The 24,568-nt window shown below is 46.8% G+C and carries 16 protein-coding genes; 4 read left to right on the top strand and 12 right to left on the bottom strand.

Annotation, left to right across the window (positions count from 1 at the left end):
• Positions 1–78: 78 nt before the first annotated feature.
• The 4 genes from gyrB (at position 79) to HMPREF1212_RS01605 (ending at position 5,349) form a co-directional block, all read left to right on the top strand.
• The gene (gene gyrB, locus HMPREF1212_RS01620; RefSeq protein WP_046148198.1) at positions 79–2,034 is read left to right on the top strand and encodes a DNA topoisomerase (ATP-hydrolyzing) subunit B; all 1,956 of its coding nucleotides are present in this window, start codon (positions 79–81) and stop codon (positions 2,032–2,034) included.
• Between the two features lie 82 nt (positions 2,035–2,116).
• Positions 2,117–3,889: a gamma-glutamyl-gamma-aminobutyrate hydrolase family protein gene (locus HMPREF1212_RS01615; protein WP_046150195.1), complete on the top strand. Its 1,773-nt coding sequence runs from the start codon at positions 2,117–2,119 to the stop codon at positions 3,887–3,889.
• 19 nt (positions 3,890–3,908) lie between these two features.
• Entirely contained in the window at positions 3,909–4,907 is a 999-nt protein-coding gene (locus HMPREF1212_RS01610) for a M20 family metallopeptidase (protein WP_369800798.1), read from the top strand.
• 10 nt (positions 4,908–4,917) lie between these two features.
• Positions 4,918–5,349, top strand: a complete 432-nt coding sequence (locus tag HMPREF1212_RS01605) for a SufE family protein (RefSeq protein ID WP_028729811.1) — start codon at positions 4,918–4,920, stop codon at positions 5,347–5,349.
• 86 nt (positions 5,350–5,435) lie between these two features.
• Here the strand turns inward: HMPREF1212_RS01605 and HMPREF1212_RS01600 are convergent, their stop codons facing one another.
• The 12 genes from HMPREF1212_RS01600 to HMPREF1212_RS01545 all read right to left on the bottom strand — a co-directional run bounded on the left by HMPREF1212_RS01600 (position 5,436) and on the right by HMPREF1212_RS01545 (position 24,561).
• A complete protein-coding gene (locus tag HMPREF1212_RS01600; RefSeq protein WP_028729812.1) occupies positions 5,436–7,322 on the bottom strand; it encodes a RagB/SusD family nutrient uptake outer membrane protein in 1,887 nt (628 codons plus the stop codon).
• Between the two features lie 19 nt (positions 7,323–7,341).
• Complete coding sequence (locus HMPREF1212_RS01595) at positions 7,342–10,680, bottom strand: SusC/RagA family TonB-linked outer membrane protein (protein WP_052724900.1); 3,339 nt, start codon at positions 10,678–10,680, stop codon at positions 7,342–7,344.
• 962 nt (positions 10,681–11,642) lie between these two features.
• Positions 11,643–12,062, bottom strand: a complete 420-nt coding sequence (locus HMPREF1212_RS01590; protein WP_046148197.1) for a hypothetical protein — start codon at positions 12,060–12,062, stop codon at positions 11,643–11,645.
• A 75-nt stretch (positions 12,063–12,137) separates the two neighbouring features.
• A complete protein-coding gene (locus HMPREF1212_RS01585) occupies positions 12,138–12,737 on the bottom strand; it encodes a ribonuclease HII (RefSeq protein WP_046148196.1) in 600 nt (199 codons plus the stop codon).
• Positions 12,738–12,747: 10 nt separating this feature from the next.
• A complete protein-coding gene (locus HMPREF1212_RS01580) occupies positions 12,748–13,152 on the bottom strand; it encodes a VanZ family protein (RefSeq protein ID WP_046148195.1) in 405 nt (134 codons plus the stop codon).
• A 10-nt stretch (positions 13,153–13,162) separates the two neighbouring features.
• On the bottom strand, positions 13,163–14,377 hold the full coding sequence (locus tag HMPREF1212_RS01575; RefSeq protein ID WP_046148194.1) for an aminotransferase class V-fold PLP-dependent enzyme: 1,215 nt from the start codon (positions 14,375–14,377) through the stop codon (positions 13,163–13,165).
• Between the two features lie 144 nt (positions 14,378–14,521).
• A complete protein-coding gene (locus HMPREF1212_RS01570) occupies positions 14,522–14,857 on the bottom strand; it encodes a DUF5684 domain-containing protein (RefSeq protein WP_028729818.1) in 336 nt (111 codons plus the stop codon).
• Positions 14,858–15,006: 149 nt separating this feature from the next.
• Entirely contained in the window at positions 15,007–15,792 is a 786-nt protein-coding gene (locus HMPREF1212_RS01565) for a glycoside hydrolase family 16 protein (protein WP_046148193.1), read from the bottom strand.
• Between the two features lie 39 nt (positions 15,793–15,831).
• Complete coding sequence (locus HMPREF1212_RS01560; RefSeq protein WP_046148192.1) at positions 15,832–18,498, bottom strand: glycoside hydrolase family 2 protein; 2,667 nt, start codon at positions 18,496–18,498, stop codon at positions 15,832–15,834.
• A 149-nt stretch (positions 18,499–18,647) separates the two neighbouring features.
• On the bottom strand, positions 18,648–20,699 hold the full coding sequence (locus HMPREF1212_RS01555; protein WP_046148191.1) for a beta-N-acetylhexosaminidase: 2,052 nt from the start codon (positions 20,697–20,699) through the stop codon (positions 18,648–18,650).
• Complete coding sequence (locus HMPREF1212_RS01550) at positions 20,696–22,099, bottom strand: arylsulfatase (protein WP_046148190.1); 1,404 nt, start codon at positions 22,097–22,099, stop codon at positions 20,696–20,698. Before HMPREF1212_RS01550 ends, HMPREF1212_RS01555 begins: the two co-directional genes overlap by 4 nt.
• Positions 22,100–22,101: 2 nt before the next feature.
• Positions 22,102–24,561 carry a sugar-binding domain-containing protein gene (locus HMPREF1212_RS01545; protein WP_046148189.1) on the bottom strand — a complete coding sequence of 820 codons (2,460 nt, stop codon included), beginning with the start codon at positions 24,559–24,561 and terminating at the stop codon, positions 22,102–22,104.
• Positions 24,562–24,568 lie beyond the last annotated feature (7 nt).

Genomic DNA, 24,568 nt, shown 5'->3' with positions numbered 1-24,568 from the left:
CTAAGTCAATTATTTTCACTACATTTGTTAGCATTTTTAGAGATATAGAAATTTAGTGATTTAAAAGGATAGAAACTCATGAGTGAAGAAATGAAGAATACTTCCGGGGAATACTCTGCGGACAGTATTCAGGTACTTGAAGGGTTAGAAGCAGTACGAAAAAGACCTGCCATGTATATTGGCGATATCAGTGAAAAAGGTCTACATCACCTGGTATATGAAGTTGTCGACAACTCTATTGACGAAGCACTAGCCGGATTTTGTTCCCAGATCGACGTAGTTATAAACGAAGACAATTCTATCACAGTAACAGACGACGGCCGTGGTATTCCGGTAGATATTCATGAGAAAGAAGGCAAATCTGCCCTGGAAGTAGTATTAACCGTTCTGCATGCCGGAGGTAAATTTGACAAAGGTACTTACAAAGTATCCGGAGGTTTGCATGGTGTAGGTGTTTCCTGCGTGAATGCTCTTTCTACTTATCTGAAAGCCGAAGTTCGCCGTGACGGGAAAATACACATGCAGGAATTCTCTTGCGGTAAGCCGTTGCACGACGTTGAAGTGATCGGTACAGCCGATACGACCGGTACAACGATCTCATTCAAGCCGGACGGTAGTATTTTCACAATCCTGGAATACAAATACGATATCCTGGCTACCCGCTTGCGCGAACTAGCTTTCCTGAATGCAGGAATCAGCCTGACGCTGACCGACAAGCGTGTAACAAAGGAAGATGGCAGCTACAAATCAGAACTTTTCCGTTCGGAAGAAGGTCTGAAGGAATTCGTTCGTTACGTAGACCGCTCCAAAGAGTCCCTGATCCCGGACGTGATCCACATTGTAACGGAAAAGCAGGGTATCCCTGTTGAAGTAGCAATGACATACAACACTTCTTTCAACGAAAGCGTGTTCTCGTATGTAAATGATATCAACACAATTGAAGGAGGTACGCACCTGGCTGGTTTCCGCCGTGGTCTGACACGTACCCTGAAGAAATATGCTGAAGACTCAAAATTGCTGGAAAAAGCAAAAGTAGAGATCCAGGGAGATGACTTCCGTGAAGGTCTGACCGCTGTTATCTCTATCAAGGTGGCCGAACCGCAGTTTGAAGGACAGACAAAGACAAAGCTGGGTAACAGCGAAGTGACCGGTGCCGTAGACCAGGCCATCGGTGAAGCACTTTCGTATTATCTGGAAGAGCATCCGAAAGAAGCCAAGATCATCGTAGAAAAGGTTGTGCTGGCAGCACAGGCTCGTCAGGCTGCCCGTAAGGCACGCGAACTGGTGCAGCGCAAATCGCCGATGACCGGTGGTGGCCTACCCGGTAAGTTGGCCGACTGTTCTTCGAAAGACGCTTCCATTTGCGAGTTGTTCCTTGTCGAAGGGGACTCTGCAGGCGGTACGGCTAAACAGGGCCGCGACCGTGTGTTCCAGGCTATCCTTCCGCTTCGCGGTAAAATCCTGAACGTAGAGAAAGCGATGGATCATAAAATCTTCGAAAGTGAAGAAATTCAGAACATCTTCCGTGCTATGGGTGTTACTATAGGTACAGAGGAAGATCCGAAAGAGTTGAACCTGAGCAAGCTTCGTTACCACAAGGTGATCATCATGACCGATGCCGACGTGGACGGAAGCCACATTGCCACTTTGATCCTGACTTTCTTCTTCCGCAGAATGCGTGCACTGATCGATAACGGATATGTTTACCTGGCTACGCCTCCTCTTTACCTCTGTAAGAAAGGAAAAGTAGAAGAATACTGCTGGACAGAACAGCAACGTCAGGCATTTATCGACAGATATGCCGCAGGTAATGAAAATCAGATCCATACTCAGCGATACAAAGGTTTGGGAGAAATGAACGATCACCAGTTATGGGATACGACAATGAACCCTGACAACCGTACACTGAAACAGATTACTATCGATAGCGCAGCCGAGGCAGACCAGATATTCGCGATGTTAATGGGCGAAGAAGTAGGCCCGCGCCGTGAGTTTATCGAAGAGAATGCCACTTATGCCAATATCGACGCATAAGTTTCCGGTAATTGACAAGTAACCGTTTGTCGTTGCTTGCCTGTTATTTATTATTAATTGATAATTATTCATTCCTATGAATATGCAAGTCCGTCGTCCGAGTTTAGAAGCCTTATACAGGGAAGTTGACAACTTTACACCAAAGAAAGAAAAACTTCAACCTCCCCGCATAGGAATATCTTCAAACCGGAAAGACGGACTTTCCTGTATAGCCGAGACATACGTACAATCCGTACTGCAGGCCGGAGGTGCTCCGGTACTGATCCCGGTAATCACAGATATAGAGGCGCTTACAGCCATCGTATCCGGACTGGATGGATTACTGATGAGCGGCGGCGGCGATATGAATCCGCTTTATGTATCGGAAGAGCCGGTTCCCCAACTACAGGACGTGGATACTTTCCGCGATGAGTTCGACCTGATACTTCTTCGTTTGGCTACCAACCGCCAGTTACCGGTCATGGGTATTTGCCGTGGCCACCAGATCATCAATGTGGCATTCCGCGGTTCCGTTTATCAGGATATTTATTCACAACATGAAGGCAAGCTGATCAAACATAGCCAGACATTATCACGTGAATACGCTTCCCACTCCGTCCGGATCACCGATCCGACCTCCCGCCTGTTTGAGATTTTAAAGAAGGAAACAAATGTACTTGTCAACTCTTTCCATCACCAGGCAGTAAAAGAGGTTGCCCCCGAATTCAGGGAGACGGCTGTAGCCCCCGATGGTATCAACGAAGCTATGGAACATCCTGAAAAGGAAATATTCAGCGTTCAATGGCATCCGGAAGCAATGGCTTCCAACGGAGACGAATTAATGCTGGAGTTGTTCAAACATCATGTGGAAGCTGCCCGCCTGTTCAAAGAAGCCAAACGCATTCATCAGCGGAACGTAATACTCGATTCACATACGGATACCCCGATGATCTTCCCCGGCCAGTTCAATATCGGGGAGAAAGAAGGTGGCAAAGTAAATCTTCCGCTCATGGAAGAAGGTTTGGTCGATGCAGCCATCATGGTTGCCTATATTCCGCAAGGGAAACGGGACGATGCTTCATTGCACCAGGCTACGGATTTCGCCATAAACCGGTTGAATGAGATTCACCGCCAGATGGAGATAAACCGGGGCCGGATGAATATTGCCCATAGCCCACAGGAAGTGTGGGTAACGAAAGATGCCGGAAAGAAAGCGATCATGCTGGGTGTAGAAAACGGGTATGCCATAGGCAAAGACCTTAGTAACATTGCCCGCTTCAAGAAGCTTGGAGTCAGTTACATCACGCTCTGCCACAACGGTAGCAACGATATATGCGACTCTGCCCGCGGAGAAGCGGAATGGGGCGGCCTGAGTCCTTTCGGCAAAGAAGTGGTAGCGGAAATGAATCGGTTGGGTATTATGGTAGACGTATCGCATGCTGCCGAAAGCACATTTTACGATGCGCTGGAACTCAGCCAACTGCCGATCATCGCCTCCCACTCTTCCGCCCGTGCCTTGTGCAACCATCCGCGCAACCTGACCGACGATCAGTTGAAAGCGCTGGCAGCTAAACAAGGCGTCGTGCAAATCTGCCTGTACAAGGGCTTTATCAACGAAGATGCAGAAAAGGCTTCTCTTACCGACGCTGTCCGCCACATCAATCATATTGTAAACCTGATCGGGATCAACCATGTAGGCATCGGTTCCGATTTCGACGGCGATGGCGAGCTGATCGGCTGCCGAGCAAGCAACGAACTGATAAATATCACTGTAAGGCTTCTGAAAGAGGGATATAGTGAGAATGATATAGCAAAGATATGGGGAGGAAATCTGCTGCGGGTCATGTCGCGCGTGCAAACTGCCTATAATGGATAAATAGATAATCTAAACAGTAATGATGCATATTTTGTATATAACACTACTAGCCTGTTCACTTTTGGCATGCAGCCAGGCAAAGAATCAGCAACAGGAGAAAACGACAGTCAGCCAGGCCGTACCTGTTACAAGCACACCTTCTTTTAACGCCGACAGTGCTTACACATACGTAGAAAATCAGGTAAAGTTCGGCCCACGTGTTCCGAATTCCCAAGCACACAAAGCTTGCGGCAACTACCTGGCCTCCGAACTGAAACGCTTCGGTGCCAAAGTCTACGAACAGGAAGCGACTCTTACCGCATACGACAATACCAGACTGGAAGCAAAGAACATTATAGGTTCCTTCAATCCGGACAATAGTAAACGTATCTTACTCTTCGCCCATTGGGATTCGCGTCCTTATTCAGACCACGATCCCGACCCTGCGAACTACCGTAAACCGATCGACGGTGCCGACGACGGTGGTAGCGGCGTAGGTGCATTGCTCGAGATCTCCCGCCAGATCGGACAAAAAGATCCGGGAATAGGCGTCGACATCATCTTCTTCGATGCCGAAGATTATGGTACTCCCGAATTTGTGAACGATTACAAACCCGATACCTGGTGTCTGGGTACGCAGTTCTGGGCTAAGAACCCGCACGTTCCGAACTACCGGGCCGACTTCGGTATCCTGCTCGACATGGTAGGCGCCAAAAACGCTACCTTTTTTAAAGAACAACTCTCACTGAGTAAAGCAGGTAATATTGTAGAAATGGTTTGGAGCACAGCCCGCAACCTGGGATACGGCAAGTACTTTATCAATGCAACAGGCGGTGCCATTACCGACGACCACGAGTATGTGATCAAAGGCCGTAACATCCCTTGCATCGACATTATCAATTACGATCCGGAGAGCGATCACGGCTTCGGTTGGTACTGGCATACCCAGAAAGACAATATGGAGAATATCGACCGCGAAACCCTCAAAGCCGTAGGGCAAACGGTTCTGGAAGTAGTATATAACAGACAAAAGAAATAATAATACAACGATGACTATCAACGAACTTCAGGACAATGTTATTGAAGAGTTCTCAGCCTTCGACGACTGGATGGACAAGTATGCGTTGCTGATCGATTTAGGCAACTCCCTTCCCGCGCTGGAAGACAAGTATAAAACAGAAAGCAACCTGATCGAGGGATGCCAGAGCCGCGTATGGCTTCAGGCAGACTATGAGGACGGTAAGATTATATTCAAAGGTGAAAGCGATGCCGTAATAGTAAAAGGGATCGTATCGCTGCTGATCAATGTCCTGTCAGGCCACACACCACAGGAGATCCTGGATACCGACCTCTATTTTATCGAACAGATCGGCCTGAAAGAACATCTTTCGCCTACCCGTTCGAACGGGCTGGTTGCCATGGTTAAACAGATGCGTATGTATGCGCTGGCTTACAAGACAAAAGAAGAAGCAGGCAAATAATAACCGGTAAACGAACAGTTTCCGGCAAGAGACAAAAAAGGTATGCCACACCCGTGACATACCTTTTTCTTTTCAATCAAATCCCTTTATTTTATTTCTGTACCATAATATGGTCTGAAATCGTCATTAGACTTATAGATATAATAAGTCGTCGGATTTGTATACGGATTATTGTAATGGAAGATAGCCGGATTGGCATTCAGTTCCGCCTGGTTCCATCCCGGAGTCCATCCCACAAATACGCCGTCCATATCCAGACAATGCTGGTAACGTTCGCAGTTCGTACCGAAGTATGCACGATGAATACCCACTTCCAGACGCTTGGCATCGAAATAGTTGACACCCTCCCCCCAGAATTCCACGCCTTTCTGGAAGATATATTCATCCAGGAATGCATCGGCAGTAGTTGCTGTACAGGTATATGAAGGATTACGCGTTTTTACTATTGTTTCCAGAGCTGCCGCTGCTGCAGGAACACCGGAAGTATGAAGTGCCGCTTCCGCTTTCAGGAAATACATTTCTTCGATACGCATGATGGGATAATCGATAGCACCACCAATCGAATGTGTACGGTAATCGCCATTATGCGGACGGAACTTAATGTTTACATATACCCACGGCCACGACTGGAAGCCATAAGACGAGTTGATACGTGAACGGATCCATGACGGACTGCTGTTCAACTGATACTGATACTTGTCAGGGCCATATCCAGAATAGCTGTCTGTCCAATCGCTCTGAACCGAACTCGTACTCTCATCATTTACCGCCCATTTATTATTGATAAACTTACCGTCGGCATTTCTTTCCACCAGATAAGGTTCCCCCTCTTTCTGATTGGTCGATTCATAGAGGAAGTTAGGAGCCAACCACGATTTCTTACGAAAATCGTTATCGGACAGACGTTCGTACCACTTACGATCGAGCGAACGCCCTACACGCCAACCGTAAGAACTGAAATTGGTTTCAGTCCCGAAGATCATAGCGAAAGAGAACGACTGGTCGTTTCCTGTAGCCGCAGTCGTGTTGCCTTCTGAAATAGAAGTCGCCCACATCCACGAATTCTGGGAGTTACGGTTATTGAAGCCGTTCGTAGGATCCGTCCATTGCGCCTCCGTCAACGGTGTACAACCGGCAACAGAAATAGCCTTATCCGCATACTCACCGGATTTCTGCCAGTAAGAAGCTTCATCTTTGTAAGAAGCGGAAGTATTTACACGCGAAGCCAGGTTGGCATAAGCACGGGCATACAAACCATACACAACAGCCAGGTTCGGTTGAGTTTTATCCGTACGTGCATAACCGTCCAGATAAGTTTCCGCCTGTTGCAAGTCACTAAGGATCAAATCATAGGCGGCATCCACCGTTGCACGCGGATTATTCGATGCCTCTTCGCCGGTCGTTTTCTCCGTTACAATGGGTACCCCCAGATTGGTCAGGTCGTTTTCAGGACTCACATAGCTGAAACGGCTATCGGTAGGTTTCTTATATTCCATGATCTGAACCAGATCCAGATAATAAAGTGCCCGGTAAGCGTAACTGATCCCCAGATACCCCCTTTTGGAATCATCCAGATCATCCACATCGATCAGACCGATAATATCATTCACATTCTTAAGATAAGCATAGTAGAGATAAGAAGGATAAAGTCCGCGATTAGATCCCGTGGCACTTATCGCTCCATAACAGTAAGCCCCCATCGTATTATAACCGTTCGCGCCGGAGCAAACCAGCTGGGTCGTACTATGTTCGAGCATGGCACGCATGCTGGCATAAGAAATCATTTCAATCCCCCCGTCATCATTTATATATCCGCCCATCGAGGTATAAATGGAATTGACCATCCCCTGCAAGGCTGTTTCCGAGGCTTGTATCTGACTGTCCAACACATATTCTGTTGGTATTTTTTCTTCGATGCAACTGCTCAATCCCAGAAGAGCGACAGCAGCAAGAAATATCTTATATTTTTTCATGATGTTTTCCTTTTAATGATTAGAATGTCAATGAAATACCTCCCGAGATTGTACGTATCGGAGAATAAAGTTCCGAGTTGCTATATCCTTTCAGTGTATAGCGTGGGTCAAATCCCTGCCGTGCAGAGAGGTACAACAGATTTTCGCCAGAGAAGTAAACACGTATATTCTGTATGTTATACTTTTGTGTCAGGCTCGAAGGCAATGTGTATCCGAAGTTGATATTCTGAAGATTCACATAGCTTGCATTCGTAATGAAACGATCTGAACGTGAAGCCTGCGAATAAGTTTCAGAGAACATCAGGCGCGGAACACTGGTATTCGTATTTTCAGGAGTCCATGCGTTGAAAATATCCTTATGCCAGTTGGTAGAAGATGTTCCTCCGGTATGCATCAGCAGCTGATAGACATAGTCGTATGCTTTACCACCGATCTGGTAGTTCAGGTTGATTGAGAAATCGAAGTTACGGTATCTGAGCGTCGTACCCAAACCACCGGAGAACTTAGGCAGCGCGTCACCAATCAGATAATCGGTTGCCTGATTCACATCCTTGGTTGTTTCCTGTCCTGTCACATTGCCTGCATCGTCCAGAATATCTTTATAGAACAACGATTCTCCTGTGTCCGGATCAAGGCCGGCAAACTTCGGCAAGTACCAGGTATAAAGAGAAAGACCTTCTGCCACGAAATATTTGTATTTGGACACAAACGATTTATCCAGGTTGACATATCCGTCATGACCTTCCACCTTCGTTGTCTTAATCTTATCAGGCAAAGTCAACACCTTATTCTTCACATGCGTGATATTGAAGTTTATATCCCACTGGAAATCTTTGTTACGTATCGGCGTAGCCTGTAAAACCAGTTCAAGACCCGAGTTACGCATATCTCCCAGGTTGATATAATAACTGGTGTAACCGATTGAAGGAGGCGTGTTAAGGGAGAACAGCATATCACTCGTTTTGCGGTAGAAATAATCTACGCTACCACCCAGGCGTCCCTGGAACAGATCGAATTCCAAACCCACATTCCAGTTCGTATTGGTTTCCCAGGTAATATCACTGGCACCTTTCTGCCGCCACTGATAAGCCGCTTCATTATCATTGTTGACAATAGTATAAGAGTCGGCATACAAAACATCACCGATATACGAACCGATATTATCGTTACCCTGCGAACCGACAGAAGCTTTCAGTTTCATGCTATTCGCCCAGGGGATATTATAGAACTGCTCCTTTGAGATAAGCCATGCACCGCCTACCGACCAGAAGTTACCCCAACGGTTATCTTTCGAGAAGTTGGAAGAAGCGTCACGACGGTAAGATACCGAACCGAAATACTTCGCATCATAATTATACATCGCACGGAAGAAATAACCTTCGTTGTTGTAAGACCGGGAGTAAGAAGTCGGATTATTGTCCAGGTTCAGAACAGTAGCCAACTCACGCGTACCGTCTATTCCGAAGTTATAACCGGAAGCTTTCAGGTACTCATATTTGTAATCATAATATTCATGCCCAAGCAGTGCACTTACGTCATGTTTACCAAACTGCTTATTGTAATTCAACAGCTGCTGGGTATTGTAAGTAAATGTACGCAGAGATCTTTTTTCGAGCGAACCGTTGTCGGACGAGTCTGTATAGTAATCAACAAAAGGACTTTTTGCATACGTATAACGCCGATCGTAATCATAAGCATTGGCATTGAAGGTGAATGTCAGGTCTTTCGTCAGGTTAATATCGGCATAACCACTGGCAATAAATGAGTTACCGGTTGTTTCATCCGTTCTGTATTTATTCGTAAAGATACCGTTACCACCTACACCTCCTCCGCGGTTCAAATCATAATTTTTGGCAAAGTCATACATTTTCTCTCCCCACTGGTCGACCATGATGTTTTTATTGGCATCACGGAAATAAACCGGATAGATAGGAGCCTGTGTCTTGATCATACTCCAGATAGTTCCGGTACCGATAGTTCCTTCATAAGTCTGGCTGTAATCGTACTTTGAATAGTTGAAGTTTGCACCGACTTTCAACCATGTCTTTGCCTGGTAATCGAGCTTTGCACGGGCAGTCAGACGCTTCACGGCCGATCCTTCCTGAATGCCATCCTGATCCAGGTAACCCACTGAGGTATAGTAGTTGATACGGTCGGATGCTCCGGATATAGACACATTGTATTCCTGACGGAAACCGTTCTGCAATCCTTCTTCTTCCCAATCGTCGGCCTGCAGCCAGAATTGTCTGTCATTATATTTATAGAGGGTTCCCATAGTTGCATTCGGATTCATCACACCTCCCTGCTGGATAAAATCCTGTCCGTCGGGAACTGAATAAACCATATAACCAGGGCCTACACCACTCGACGAACTAGTCAGATGACGATTAGCCTGTGCATGCGCATCGGTAGACGACAAACCTCCTCCGCTTTCCGTTGTATAATAGTTATACAGCATCTTATAATAAGTTTCATAGAACTCCTGTGCGTTGGTCGACTTATAGTTCTGCAAACCGTTACTGTTGACACCCCATTTAGCATCGACGCTTACTTTTGCGTCTCCGCTCTTACCTTTCTTCGTCGTAATCATAATCACCCCGTTAGCACCGCGGGCACCATACAAGGCATTGGATGCAGCATCTTTCAATACGGTCATCGACTCGATATCATTGGAGTTGATCAGGTTCAAGTCCCCATCGAAAGGCATCCCGTCGACAACGATCAGAGGTTCAGTATCCGAAGAAATAGAACCGAAACCACGGATGGTAATGGAAGGCGAACTACCCGGCTGTGAGGAAGTGTTGCTCAACTGCACACCGGCAACACGTCCGGCCAATGCACTGGCGGGGTTAACAACCTGTGCTTTAAGAAGATCATCCGCTTTTAAGATACCGGCTGAACCGGTAAACGCTTCTTTAGTTGTCTTACCGAAAGCCACTACTACCACTTCGTCGAGTGCCTGGCTGTCTTCCTGCAATACGATCTGGAGATTATTCCGGTTTCCCGGTTTGATTGTCTGGGTAACAAAACCCACATAAGAGATTTGTAGCGAAGCGTTAGATGGAACAGACAATTCAAACCGACCGTCGACATCCGTCATAATACCGTTAGTAGTCCCCGTTTCAACAACGCTGGCACCAATTACCGGATCACCATTCTCATCTTTTACAATACCTGTTACCCTACGGGCATTCTGAGTTGTGGATGCGGACTCTTGTACCGCTACTGCAGAATGTTCAATGCTTGCACTCAATTCTGTCGTTGCCTGCTTTGCAAAGATATTACTCTCAGCCATCGAAGGCAAACTAAGACAAAATAAAGCCATAGGCACAAAAATGACTTTCTTTGTGTAATTCATAACATAATTAATTAGTGATTAGAACTCATAAAAATCAAAAACGAAAGAAAATGGCGCATGTGCATAGTCTTGGCGCACATAGCCGATGGACATAATTTCCTCCTTTTAGTGTTTGTCGTCATAATTCAAAATTAACGGTTTTTACTTAATACAACTACAGCAGCCATTTTTCATGGCCTGTCAGAAAAGGCAATCTATCAAATCAGACTACCGAGATCTTCATCTCCTTTAAATATCTTCTACTCAATTCATTAGTGAGAATATTATTTTGCAACAGTTCACATAGAACTATAGCGAAATAATACGCTACAAATATAGTAATTTTCATAAAAACAGCATACATTACGGTGAAAAATAAATAAAAAAAACATATTGTAGCTAATTTATGTATTAAATCAACGCCTTTCAGCCATTAATAACCGGAGTTCTATGTGAACTAAGTCTATCCCCATATCCCCCTAGATATTTACCATGAATATATAGGTTTTTTTCATCGAAGTACTTACTTTTTGTTTCCGAGACGCCCATTTTTGCCAGTTTCACACCCCCATCCCGACGATGCTCACACCCGGGTGTCAGGGTGGTTGAGACCCGGGCATCAAGCGGTATTTATAACTATATCTTTGATAATTAGCAATATACTTTGCGAAAAAAGATAGGTATGTATTTGATTTCAGGACAAGACAGTTGACAGTTAGTGATAGATGAGTGATAGTTAAGTGATAGTTGAAAACAGCAACTATCACTACCACAAGCGTTGATTATAGGGACATTAAACAGGGGCGTGATAGTAGTGATAGTTATTTTTCAAATACTTAGTACAGCAAGATATGAATAAGTTTACGCATTCCTCTTTGCAATCATATGGATACGCCATGCCATATCCCTATCCGAGTCGGAGCTTAAGATTTTATAAAACAGTTTCATAGCTTCGGCTTCCTTATCGTTCAGCATACCGCTGTTTATCCAGTCACCCAGACAAATACACGCAGTTCTTTACTATCACAAACTCCTGAAAAAGAGAGATCATAACACTCATAATAACTGGTTGTTCCTTTCAACTCGATATATCCTTGTCCGGGTTCGACAACAGCCTCAAACTCTACCGGCTCGTCAGTGGGATAAACACCTGACAACCTGACTTGCATAAACTTCCCATCCGTACTGACCGACACGAGTTCTACCTGAGCACCCGGCATCTTATTCTGATTAAGCGTCAACGACAATTTATCTTCAGAATAACTTCCACAAAAATTCTGAGGATCGACAAACTCGTCTTCATCGTCTTTATCACTGCAAGACGAAAGAAGATTCAAAAACACTGTTCCCAGCAACAGAAGAAACAGCGGAAACAAAGCGATATTAATACTAGTCTTTTTCATACCTTGATCAGATTAAACGATAGACTACAAATATATCGAAATAAACAGGAAAAAGACAAAGGGAAGCCGTTTATTTCAGAAGTCCAACGTTAATTGTTCAGGGAGTAAAGTAAATGTTTTACGGTGATAGGGAGTGATGCCGACAGCGCGGATAGCTTCACGGTGGGCTTTAGTAGGATAGCCCTTGTTTTCAGTCCAATGGTAATCGGGGTATTCTTTGGCCAACTCGTCCATATAGTCGTCACGATAAGTTTTAGCCAGAATAGAGGCGGCTGCGATACTCAGATATTTACCATCACCTTTTACTACAGTTGTGTGGGCAATGTCGGGGTATGGAGTAAAACGGTTTCCGTCGATCAGCAGATGTTCGGGCTTTACTGCCAGTTGGTCGATAGCCCGGTGCATGGCCAGGAAAGAAGCTTTCAGTATATTTATCTTGTCTATTTCTTCGGGGGTGACAATACCGACTGCCCAGGCAATGGCTTCACGCTCGATGACCGGACGCAAAGCATAGCGCTTCTTCTCGCTCAGTTGCTTACTGTCGTTCAGATCATCATTCTTAAAATCGGGTGGAAGGATCACTGCCGCAGCAAAAACAGATCCGGCCAGACATCCGCGTCCCGCCTCATCACATCCGGCTTCTATCCGGTTGGGTTCTAAATAAGGTAACAGCATACAAGTTAGATTAATTTGTTACTTTCTTGTTTCTCAGCATCCAGGGCCGTAACACAAAATAGGCGAACAAGGTAGCCAGCACTACTCCGGTCGAGTTGGCCAGAAAGTCGAACCAGTCGCCTCCCCGGTAAGTGGTGCAATATTCCTGAAGTAATTCGATCGCTCCTCCCATCAAGATCGGACAAAGTACGGCTCCTATCCAGGCATGCCACATCACCTCGTCATACTTCCGGTGGTTGCGAAGAAACTCGATCCATAGCATTCCCGATACCCCGCCGTACATGCAGAGGTGTACCAGCTTGTCCATATTCGGGATCTGCGTTATCTCCATCGTCGGCGGTTTGAAAAACGACAGGTAAATGACTATTGCGATGACAGTTAAAGATATCGGATATTTCTTCAGGTAATATAACATAAACTACTTATTAAAACATTTTTCTTACACGCTCTATCCCGGCGGCAAAAGTATCAATTTCTTCTTTCGTGTTATAGAATGAGAAGGAAGCGCGAACCGTCCCTTCAATGCCTAACGCCTGCATCAGCGGCTGTGCACAATGATGTCCGGTGCGGACAGCTATTCCCAGACGATCCAGTAACATTCCCATATCATAATGATGGATATTTCCGACCAGGAAGGATAGAACCGCCCCTTTGTGAGCCGCCTGCCCGAAAATACGCATTCCTTCGATCGCATTCAGCTTCTCCGTTGCATAGCGCAATAATTCATCCTCGTAAGCGGCTATATTCTCCATCCCCAGATGATTGACGTACCGCAACGCTTCTGCCAGCGCCGTACTGCCGATATAATCGGGCGTACCTGCTTCAAACTTGAAAGGCAGTTCATTGAAGGTCGTCTTTTCAAAAGAAACGGTCGAAATCATTTCACCGCCTCCCTGGTAAGGGGGAAGCTTATCCAGCCATTCTTCCTTTCCATACAAAACACCGATACCGGTCGGCCCATATACCTTATGTCCGGAGAACACGTAGAACTCGGCATCCAGATCCTGTACATCCACAGCGAGGTGGGGAACAGCCTGCGCTCCGTCGATCAACACCGGCACATCGTGCTTATGCGCTTCTTCGATCATCTCTTTCACCGGGTTAATAGTTCCGAGCACATTGGATACGTGGGTTACGGAAACCAGACGGGTACGCTCGGAAAATAACTCGCGGAACTTATCCATCTCGAGTTCTCCCTTTTCATTCATCGGGATCACTTTCAAGGCAATCCCTTTCTTTGCCGCCTGTATCTGCCAGGGAACGATATTGGAATGATGCTCCATGACCGAGAGGATCACTTCATCGCCTGCCGACATACATTCGTCGGTAAAGCTGGAAGCTATCAGGTTGATCGCTTCGGTCGTGCCGCGTGTAAAAATAATCTCGTTAGAGGAGCAGGCATTCAGAAACGACTGTACGGTTTTGCGTGCCTCTTCGTGTGCTTCCGTAGCGGCCTGGCTCAGGAAATGAACACCACGATGGATATTGGCATTTACATTATAATAACCGCTTTCAATCTTTTCCACCACCTGGCGGGGCTTCTGCGTCGTAGCACCATTATCGAAATAGATGAGCGGCTTACCGTATATCTTATGTTCCAGAATAGGAAAATCTTTCCGGATAGATTGTATATCTAACATAGCTCGTGTATCTTTAGTCTTATAACAAACGCCAAAGATACGATGTTTATTTTAACAACGGCGAGATATTCATTTATACAGATATAAGAATATAAAAAAAGCCTTTCATTCTCACGAAAGGCTTTTCCATTCCCTCAATACTAGTTACTCTACATCTTCTGCTATCGGAGTTTCTTTGAACGCCAACAACGGGAAGAAAATAAACGGTAATAAAAGCAGACCTACAGCAAATTCGTTGCTACCCTTTCCGTACTTAGCCGCGATATCACGGTACAGCAGGAAACACAAATAAATGTTGTAAATCGGAATCAGGAAAAACCAGAACTTAACAGGTTCCCACTTAGCGATACGCAACATTACAATGATGTTGTAGAACGGAATGATACAAGCCCACCCTTTCTGGCCGAAAGTTTCAAAAACCTTCCACATACTAACGATCATCAGTATGGATAAAGCCAGTTGAATAATTGATCCAATCATTACAGTTAGATTTTAGATATTTAAATATTATTTACAAGACAAAGGTAAACTTTTTATACCGATATCTTGTTACAATTTTAAAGAAAAAACGACTAACAATTTCACGCAGAGACCAATTATCATAATTATCAACAGAAAATACTCCGAAATTATTTCTTCTGATAAAAACGTACCCAGTCAATTTCCATTTCCACGGGCAGATCAGCAGGTTCTACGGCTCCTACCCAACTACCTCCCAACTGCATATCCAACAGAAGATAGAACTGCCCTTCGCTGAAGGGGTATTGTCCTTCCTTGTCTGTTTCAATACGCGGATAGGTAAACGTATGGTTGTCGTTTATGAAGAAAACAAGGCTGTCGGGATACATTTCAACGGTATAGGTGTTGAAATCATCACGGTTTATCAGGCCTATACCGCCTTGCTTCGGGTTGTCTTTGATGCCCAGATTGAAGGTATAGTTTGAATGGACGGTCTGATAGGCGATGCTATCGTTATTCAGGCGTTCCATAATATCGATCTCCCCTCCGTTCGGCCATTTACCATCCTGAGGCAGCAGCCAGAAAGCAGGCCATGCACCGGTTGCCCCGTTCAGTTTGGCATGGATTTCCAGACGGCCGTTATTAAAGCCGACTTTATCTTTTGTATAGACTCCCCCGGTAATGAAAGGAGCCGTATCAGTCCGCAGGCTGTAATTGACCAGTCCGCGCAGGATCAGTTTTCCGTCCCGCATGGCATAACAGGAATCGAAGTCGGACATGTAGTTATTCCAGTCGGAACCTCCGCGGGGTATCTTACTCCAGGAAGCCGGATCGAAACTATCCGCCTGATTAAAATTATCTTCCCAAACCAGTGTCCATTCTTTGGGTTGCTGTGCACAAGAGAATACACACATTACACTGAAGCATACTAAAAACCAAGATAAACCTTTCTTCATAATCCATTAAATTTATTGTTCGGGATAAAGGTATTCATTTTAACGGTTTTCGCCAAACTCAGTTTGCTGACGTTCCACCTCTTTTAGCTTCAGGGCATTCAACTCTTTCTTTAAACGCTCCACTTCACGTTCTGCTGATGATTTGACCGTTGCAGCCTGGCCGTTTCCAACAGAAGAAGCTGGGATCAGAGCGGCCTCCGAAGGATTATAGATCAACGGGAAAGCTGTTGCCTGGCTGTCAAACTCCAGTTCTGCACTTAACGGCATCTGCGAGCCTTCAAACAGGACACTAGCGGTTACTTTGATCTTACCCGGTTTCAAGGTAGACTGCACCAGGACAGGGGCGGTTCCCCACTTCACCGGAGCCGGATTTGCCATTACATCCGAACCTCCCAACAGACGACCTTCACCTTCTACGTTGAATTTGATGAAATAGTTATTCAGACGTTTGATGTTGCCCTGCTTATCGGCTACGGCGGCAACTACGGTAACGAAATCGGAACCGTTGGCTTCGAGGTTCGTTCCCTCGTTATCCACCCATAACAAAAGTTTTTCGGGACGGCGAGCCGGGGTGACCTTATGCGTGGCTACCACTTTTCCGTCTATCAGGCCTTCGGCCAGCAAGTAAACATCATCCTGCTTTCTATCTCTTGAAAGTGCTTTATCCACCATAAAATCATACATACCCGGGAAAGTGATTATCGGTGAAGGCATTCCTTTCCGGTTCTTATCCTTTTTATAAGTGGCAGTCTTTCCGTCTTTATTGAAGGTCAGGCGCACTTCATCGCAATTGGAATAAACCACTACATCCTTGCCGGAGAAAGGAGTCATTTCATTGGCGATAAATACCATCGGCCCTGTCTCGGCTATCCCATCACTTTTAACCGGCGGACGCTGTGCCATGAACATATAATAAGAGAACTTAGGCTGACGGAACACATCCATGATTCCTCCATAGAATGGGTCGGGATGGTAACCGCGCTGATGATCGAACGAATGCCACAGGCAGCCGCCTACATGCTGGCGGGAAGTCTGGAACAAAGCGTCATAACTGGTATACGGATAAGATGGGGAAGCGTAATGCTGCGCCTGTATCAACATGGCCTGTTCACCCCAGTTACGGGCTACGCGGCTGGGTGAGTTATGCGAATTCCAGTCGTCTACGTTGTCTCCCCATTCGCGGGTGAAGTATGTCTTGGTATCGTCCGCATGCTTCAGCGCCCATTCCGGGTCTGCATTCTGCGGATGGGCGAAAAGAACCGGGAAGACTTCATGTCCACGGGCTTCGCTGTCGCTGCCGCAATAGCAGGAAGGATACGGATATTCGGCATGTACGATATCGTTGGTGTTCTTGGCAAAGTCGGCCGGATACCAGGTCTCGTTCAGGATTGGCTCCCAAAGCCATACCGAAGGATGGTTACGGTCGCGACGTACCAGGTGACGGATATCGCTGTATACCCGCTGGGCGAATTCGGGAGCGTCGTTCCAGAACTGCCAGCCCGGTGTATTGACGATCACGAACAAACCCAGTTCGTCGCAAGCATCCATAAAAGCCGGATCTTGCGGACAGTGGGCGTTGCGGATCACTTCCATACCGACGTCTTTCAACTTTTTGGCATCGCGCCAGTGGACGCTGTTCGCTACGGCATTACCTACCACGGCAAAGTCCTGATGGCGGTTAGCGCCGATCAACGGCTTGTCATAGGGCTTACCGTTCAGCCAAAAACCTTCTTTTCCTTTGAACTCGATGCTCCGGATACCGATACGGCGGCGGTAACCGTCGATCACATTGCCCTGTTCGTCACGGATGCGTACAAGCAGATTATATAATGTAGGGGAAGACGGGCTCCACAGCAAGGGATCTTTCACCAGCAGTTTATCCGAACTGCTTACAGACTTGCCCGGTTTCACCCGTATCTTGGTGTTCAGAAAAGCCACTTGTTTCCCGTCGGGTTGCTGCAACTCATACTCCACTATTCCGGTAAACGATTTCTTTGTTTCATTGCGCACCTGTATCTTCAGAAGCACGTCTGCCGAAGCATCCGACACGTTGTCGTAAGCAACAAAGAGTCCGCCTCCGGCCACTTCATCCGCATAATTCGGATCGGTGATAAAAATATTGTTATGGGCGATCAGCCAGCAGTCGCGATAGATACCTCCGAAATAGGTATAATCGAGTACGTCCTGCGCTTTGCCCGGGGGATAGGAAGGATCGTCGCTATTATCGGCCCATACTGCGATTACATTGTCGCCGTTCCAGTCCAACACATCCGTTACATCCACTACGACAGGCAGGTAGCCTCCGAAATGTTCCGTCAACTGCTTGCCGTTGACAAACACTTTGCTCTTTCCCATGATCGCTTCGAAATGCAGGAAGAGTTTCTTTCCTTTCAAGGCTGCATCGGGAGTGAAATGCTTGCGGTACCACGCTTCCCCCTGGTAATTGATACAACCACTGGCTTCGGTGGGCAGGTATTCGATGCCGTTCGGCAAGGAAACGACCGTCCAGTCTTTGTCGTTAAAGTCTTTTGCATCGGCTCCCGGTGCGGCTCCTTTATAGAGACGCCAGGCCGGGTTCATGGAAAACACTTCACGCCCGGAATGATCCATTCGGAAGAAACCGGCTGTTGAAAACTCCGGCTGATGTGCCGCCCACAAAGGGAAGCAGAGCAGACAGATAAAAAGAGTTACTATTATTTTCTTCATGGTTTATTAATTTATGATGTTGTTTATTCAATTATTACGACAACCGTAACTGTATTGTTACGATGACCGTAACTTACCGTTTACGAAGACCGTAACAGCTCGTTTACGATGGCCGTAACCGTGTTGTTATGACGATCGTAAATCCTTTCTTATTCTTTTATCCATTGAAGCACCTTCTTCACCATCGGGATCTCGTACAGATAGAGCCAGTCGCTATTGTCTGTTTTTGAGGCCAGATGATTATGATGGTTCATATCAGCGATAAATCCTTCCGGTTGCTGCATGAAACGGGTTTCCGAATAAACAGACTCCAGGTTCTTGCGCATCACCTTAAAATAATCGCATACTTCCCGTACCTTCACCTGTGCCGCCCGGCGACCGGCTTCATCCTTTGCCGTATCGTATTCGTTCAATGCCAGGATAAGACGTACCGGATAGTTCTGCAGGTTGTTCGTCTGCTCGTAGACCTTCAGGGTATAACGGTTGCGCAAGGCATTCCGTTCAGCCGCCAAGACGCCTTCACGGATCGTCTGATAACGTTTCGCCTCTTCTTTCGCCTTGTCGATCTTCTCCTTATAGGTTTCGCTCCAGGCACCCGGATGTTCTTTATCCGGCAGACCGATCAAGGTAAAAGCGGTTGCTCCCCAGGCGGGATTACGACGTCCTGACGATACCAGCGCATCATCGAAGAAAAAGATTGCCTTTTCCAGTTCATCCAGGAAAACCATCCGGTTCTCTTCGGGGCGGAATCCGTACTCACGCTGGGCATGTACTTTCTTAAAGGTCGCGACATCACGTGCCGTCGGGTTCCAGCCGAACTCCCCTTGTGCGATATATCCGCGCCAGACTGTTTCCAGATGGGGTGAACCGTCGTCCCAGGCTGTTGCCAGAATCCCTTCCAGATGATTTTCGGCCACCAACCGGCTGAAGCCCCTCACATATTCCGACCGGGTATCCTTGCGGGGAAGGAAAGGGGAATCGCCGGCCGATGCAGCTGTCGCCCCCATCACTTTCAGCCCTTTGTCGCTATACCATTTCAAGAGCCGCTGATGGGCGGGAGACGTGGCATCCTCATATTTCCAACGCATATACACACATTCTTTCGGGAAAAGGTCGATGGCTTTATCCAGCTTATCGGTATTCCAAACCTTTGCCACTTCTTCTTCCGGCTTGTCGCTCAATGCGAGTTCCCAGATACCGGCATATTTAAGCGGCATATCATCCCAGAAGATAGGGGTACGGCCATGATCGACTGCGAACTGACAAACTTTCTTCAACCAGATCATCTGAAGTTCAAAAGCAGACTTGCCGGTTGCCTTACAACGGTCGTCGATACCGATCGCGGTAATCTCGTCTCCCCCTACATGCAGATATTTGCCATAAGGCATGGCTTCCAGGGCATCCAGGTATAAGTCGAACTGTACCTCATAGGTGCGGGGATCGGAAGGGCAGAACTCCCAGTCGCTGGCAGGGTTCTCCCTCAACTCCCAATGGTGTTTCAGGATAAATCCGGCATGTCCCAGACCTTGCACTAGCGGGCTGATCTCCACATTCCGCTCTTTCGCATACCGGCATAATGCCTGCATCTCCTGTTTGCTGATCGCATTCGGAGCCCCGGCTTCGGGACGGCGGGTGAAACGCAGTTTGTCTTCCAGTTCCCAGATGATGGCATTTATTTTATAACGGGCCAGTTTATCCACCATCCGGTAATAGTAATCCATCCGGTCGAGATGATGCTTGGTATCCAGATGGACGGCACGGTAGGCGATCGCCGGATAATCCGTTATTTTCATCGGCGGTATCTCCTTCTTAAAGTCGCGGCTGTCTTCGAGTAATTGCTCCAGCGTCTGGCAACCATAGAAAAGGCCTGCCTCATCACGGGAAGTGATAGTAACTCCTTTGCCTGTTATTTCAAGCAGGTACCCTTCCGGAGAGTCCGGCACACCGGTTTGCGACAACCGGAAATGAATACCTTTACCAGCCCGTTCACTCTGAGGTAATCCGTTTGTGATAGCTCCCAGCACAGGGATCGGAGCTTCTCCGTCGGCTACCACATACGACAGTTCCCCGTAATCCAACCCTTTGCCAGCCTGAATCTCGACCGACTGGGGCTGGGGTAAAAGTTGAAACGTCTTATCCAGGTTACGGGCCAGCAAGCTGCCCGTAACCAATAACATCGATAGGAATAAGGCAGTTTTCATTGTCTTCCGAAATTAAATAATGGGGACTCCGTACGCGCTCCATCCAACAATACTTCCAGTTCCTTCACTTTCTCCGGATTTTGCTGAGCCAGATTATGGTCTTCATGGATATCGTTACTCAGATCGTATAATTCCAGAATCGTCTCGCCTACGATCGGCTGACGGATCAATTTCCAGTTACCGCTGCGTAAAGCTTCACGGCCATTCAGTTCATGAAATTCCCAATACAAGTAATCGTGTTGCTTCTGCCCTTCTTTAGAATACAAAGTGGGTAAGAAAGAGATTCCATCCCCTTGCTCAGGTAAAGTAACACCGGTCAATTCAGCCAACGTAGGCATCACATCCCAGAAAGCACTGATATGATCCGTCTTAACACCGGCCTTGATCTTATCCGGGCACCAGGCAACCATCGGAACACGGATACCGCCTTCGTAAACATCCCGCTTGATACCTTTCAGCGGCCCGTAGCTCTTGAAATAATCAGGGTTAGCTCCACCTTCCCGGTGAGGGCCGTTGTCGCTGGTAAAAATAACGATCGTATTCTTATCCAATCCCAGTTCTTTCAATTCTGCCATTACATCGCCGACATATTTATCCAGTCTCGATACCATAGCGGCAAAAGAGGCATAAGGCTTTTCAGACGGATGATATCCCATCTTGCCGTCGTAAGGGACTTCCTCAAAAGCATTTTCATACTGCTGATAGATAGAGTCGTGCGGCAGATTCAACTCAGCATGGGGCAACGTATAAGTCAGCATGGCATAGAAAGGTTTATCTTTATTGTCGCGGATAAACTTCAAGGCCTGTTCATGGATCAGATCCTGCGAATAGACCTTACGCCCTTCCTTATCGTTTTCATGTAAAAAGACAGTATCGTTATTATGCCACAAATGATCGGGATAATAACTATGTGCCTGACGCTGGCAATTATATCCGAAAAACTCATCGAAGCCCATCGTAGAAGGAACAGAGGAAGACCCCGGATACCCCAATCCCCATTTACCGAAGATACCGGTGGTATATCCGGCCGATTTCATCAGTTTACCCAGGGTATAGGTATCGGCACTCATCGGTTGCTGCCCTTCCGGTTTGATCTCTTTGTTTCCGCGTATCTGGGAATGTCCGGTATGCAGTCCGGTCATCAACGAACAGCGTGACGGGGCACTGACCGTACATCCCGCATAATGCTGGGTGAACAACATACCTTCCTGCGCCATCTTATCGATATTGGGCGTATGGATTTTCGTCTGTCCGTAACAGCCGATATCGCCATATCCCAGGTCGTCGGCTAGAATGTAGATCACATTCATCGGAACTTCTTTCTTCGGAGCTTCACTTTTGCAGGCGGACATTCCGGCTAACAGAGTTCCGCCCAAGCATAATACAAGTTGTGTTTTCATATCTATTTTATATCTAATGTTATTTTCTTTTCTTTCAATTTATCCGACCGGACGGTTATCACAGCCGTACCCGGTGTATCGGTTGCCAGAAGCAGCAAGACACATTTTCCTCTGAAAGCACGGCAACGGGGCTGCTTGTAAGGAAACATATCCACCGGATCGCCATTGTCCACACCTAACAGACAGATAGAACCTTCCAACTCAAAAGAGAGTTCTTCGGATGCATACGGACATAAAACGCCATCCTTGTCGACAACACCTAATTCCAGCCGGGCAACATCGCCGGTGCCAGCCCTTAACACGGATTTATTTGCCGAAAAAGCGACAGTATAAGGAGAAGAAGCCGTCTGCTGCAAATCCGTTGCAACAATCTTATCTCCAACTTTTGCCCTAGCTTCTATCCTACCGGCTTTATACGGGACTTTCCACACTAACTGTTCCCCCTCATAAGGTTGCGTTCCCAAAGATACACCATTTAATAGTAATTCGACGGAATCGCAGTTAGTATATACAACAACCGGTACTATTTGTCCTTCCTTTCCGGTATGAGTCCAATGCGGCAGCAAGTGCACCATCGGCTTGTCGCTCCATAAACTCTGATACAGGAAGTAAGCATCTTTCGGCATGGCCGCTACATCTATGATCCCAAAGTTGCCGCACCGTTGCGGCCATTCCGCCTCTCCCAGATAATCGAAGCTGCCCCAACGGAATTCTCCCATCAGCCAGGGGAATGAACAAGTTCTTTGCCAGGACTTCCGGATACTGATACGAACCGAAGCATTATCATACGAAGACTGGTAATAAGGATTCGCTGCTTCCTCCGGGAAAAATTCCTCGTCGGTCAGATCAGGGATCGGATAAACCCGTTTCTCAAACTGATCCCATTTCACCGGATCACCCTGTTCCCAGGGAGCAGGAAAGTCTCTCCTTCGCCATTGTGTCTTTGTCCGGTAAACGCCACGGGTCTGATAGGTATGAGGTACCTCTGTCGCCACGGCACATACGGACGGAAAGTTTTTCCGGAACTTTTCAAATTCCCCCACTTCTTCCCCGTTCCCGTTAAACCCGACAATATCGAGACTTCCGAAATTCTTCTTGTAATCGACAGACATGCCACGGGTAGGATCGGCACCGCCCTGCGTTACCGGACGAGTATCCAGAGAATGGAACAAGTCGACCAGGCCACGCTGAATTTCCGGAGAAGCATGATTCACTTCATTGCCGATGCTCCACATAATCACAGAAGGATGATTCCGATCGCGTTTAATGAAAGCAGTCATATCCTTTTCCCACCATTCCTCAAAGTAATTGCCATAATCGTCGGCTGCTTTCGGCGTGTTCCATCCGTCCAGTCCTTCATTCAGCACCATCAACCCCATCGTATCGCACATGGTATAAAATTCCGGAGAGAAAGGGTTATGAGCCGTACGGATTGCATTGCATCCCATCTCTTTTAAGAGCTTCAGACGGTAATACAAAACATCTTCAGGTACAGCCGCTCCAACAGCACCAGCGGTATGATGATCGCAAACGCCCTTCAGCTTGACTACCTTTCCATTCAGCTTAAAGCCAAACTCCGGACTGAACGCCAACGAACGGAAACCAACCGGTTGCCGAACCTCATCCACCACCGTTTCCCCTTTCTTCAACTGGCAAACCAATGTATAAACGAACGGATTATCCGGCGACCAACGTTCGGGATCGACCACTTCCATCTCTACTTTATCTCCGGAAACAACATTTCCAGTCCCGGAACTCCGGGCCACGGTTTGTCCGCTCTTATCCAGTAAACAGGATACTACCTGCACCATTTCTTCTGCCGGATTTACAATCGATACGTCGACCGAACAAACAGCCTTATCCGGCAAAAAGGTATCTACATTAAAATAAACACCGGAATAACCGATATGCACCGGAGAGGATACATGCAGATATACATGCCTGTAAATACCAGAACCGGTGTACCAGCGTCCGGTAAGAGGTTTGGACTGGTCGACTTTAACGGCAATACAATTATCGCCGGTTTTCAGATAAGGAGTCAGATCATATTCAAAACCGATATACCCGTTAGGACGTTTCCCCAGCGAATGCCCGTTTATCCAAACCTCGCTGTTCAAATAAATACCGTCGAACTGAATACGGACTTTCTTGCCGTTCCAATCCGGATCATAAGAAAATGTTTTCCGATACCATCCTATTCCTGCCGGAAGAAAACCGCTTTGCCAGTCTGTACCGTTGGCTGTTTGCTCATAAGCACCTTCTATGCTCCAGTCGTGAGGTAAATCGAGCGCACGCCAGTCAGAGTCATTATAACCGGGCTGTATGGCTTCCTGCCCCTTGTCACCCAGATAGAATTTCCATCTACTGTCAAAACGCAACACCTCCGCTGCTTCTGCATTAGAGATATAACAAAACAGAAAAAGCAGTAGCCATTTATAGTTTAACTTTCGTGTATATTTCATTGATCTA

Origin of the sequence: Parabacteroides sp. HGS0025 (assembly GCF_000969845.1) — a bacterium.
In the GTDB taxonomy this organism is placed as follows: domain Bacteria; phylum Bacteroidota; class Bacteroidia; order Bacteroidales; family Tannerellaceae; genus Parabacteroides; species Parabacteroides gordonii.
Note: the sequence above shows the minus strand (reverse complement) of the source record. Positions and strands in the feature narration are given on the sequence as shown.

What these genes read in the sequence shown, in the direction of transcription:
- gyrB (WP_046148198.1), top strand. Translation starts at nt 79, where the DNA reads ATGAGTGAAGAAATGAAGAATACTTCCGGGGAATACTCTGCGGACAGT.
- HMPREF1212_RS01615 (WP_046150195.1), top strand. Translation starts at nt 2,117, where the DNA reads ATGCAAGTCCGTCGTCCGAGTTTAGAAGCCTTATACAGGGAAGTTGAC.
- HMPREF1212_RS01610 (WP_369800798.1), top strand. Translation starts at nt 3,909, where the DNA reads ATGATGCATATTTTGTATATAACACTACTAGCCTGTTCACTTTTGGCA.
- HMPREF1212_RS01605 (WP_028729811.1), top strand. Translation starts at nt 4,918, where the DNA reads ATGACTATCAACGAACTTCAGGACAATGTTATTGAAGAGTTCTCAGCC.
- HMPREF1212_RS01600 (WP_028729812.1), bottom strand. Translation starts at nt 7,322, where the DNA reads ATGAAAAAATATAAGATATTTCTTGCTGCTGTCGCTCTTCTGGGATTG.
- HMPREF1212_RS01595 (WP_052724900.1), bottom strand. Translation starts at nt 10,680, where the DNA reads ATGAATTACACAAAGAAAGTCATTTTTGTGCCTATGGCTTTATTTTGT.
- HMPREF1212_RS01590 (WP_046148197.1), bottom strand. Translation starts at nt 12,062, where the DNA reads ATGAAAAAGACTAGTATTAATATCGCTTTGTTTCCGCTGTTTCTTCTG.
- HMPREF1212_RS01585 (WP_046148196.1), bottom strand. Translation starts at nt 12,737, where the DNA reads ATGCTGTTACCTTATTTAGAACCCAACCGGATAGAAGCCGGATGTGAT.
- HMPREF1212_RS01580 (WP_046148195.1), bottom strand. Translation starts at nt 13,152, where the DNA reads ATGTTATATTACCTGAAGAAATATCCGATATCTTTAACTGTCATCGCA.
- HMPREF1212_RS01575 (WP_046148194.1), bottom strand. Translation starts at nt 14,377, where the DNA reads ATGTTAGATATACAATCTATCCGGAAAGATTTTCCTATTCTGGAACAT.
- HMPREF1212_RS01570 (WP_028729818.1), bottom strand. Translation starts at nt 14,857, where the DNA reads ATGATTGGATCAATTATTCAACTGGCTTTATCCATACTGATGATCGTT.
- HMPREF1212_RS01565 (WP_046148193.1), bottom strand. Translation starts at nt 15,792, where the DNA reads ATGAAGAAAGGTTTATCTTGGTTTTTAGTATGCTTCAGTGTAATGTGT.
- HMPREF1212_RS01560 (WP_046148192.1), bottom strand. Translation starts at nt 18,498, where the DNA reads ATGAAGAAAATAATAGTAACTCTTTTTATCTGTCTGCTCTGCTTCCCT.
- HMPREF1212_RS01555 (WP_046148191.1), bottom strand. Translation starts at nt 20,699, where the DNA reads ATGAAAACTGCCTTATTCCTATCGATGTTATTGGTTACGGGCAGCTTG.
- HMPREF1212_RS01550 (WP_046148190.1), bottom strand. Translation starts at nt 22,099, where the DNA reads ATGAAAACACAACTTGTATTATGCTTGGGCGGAACTCTGTTAGCCGGA.
- HMPREF1212_RS01545 (WP_046148189.1), bottom strand. Translation starts at nt 24,561, where the DNA reads ATGAAATATACACGAAAGTTAAACTATAAATGGCTACTGCTTTTTCTG.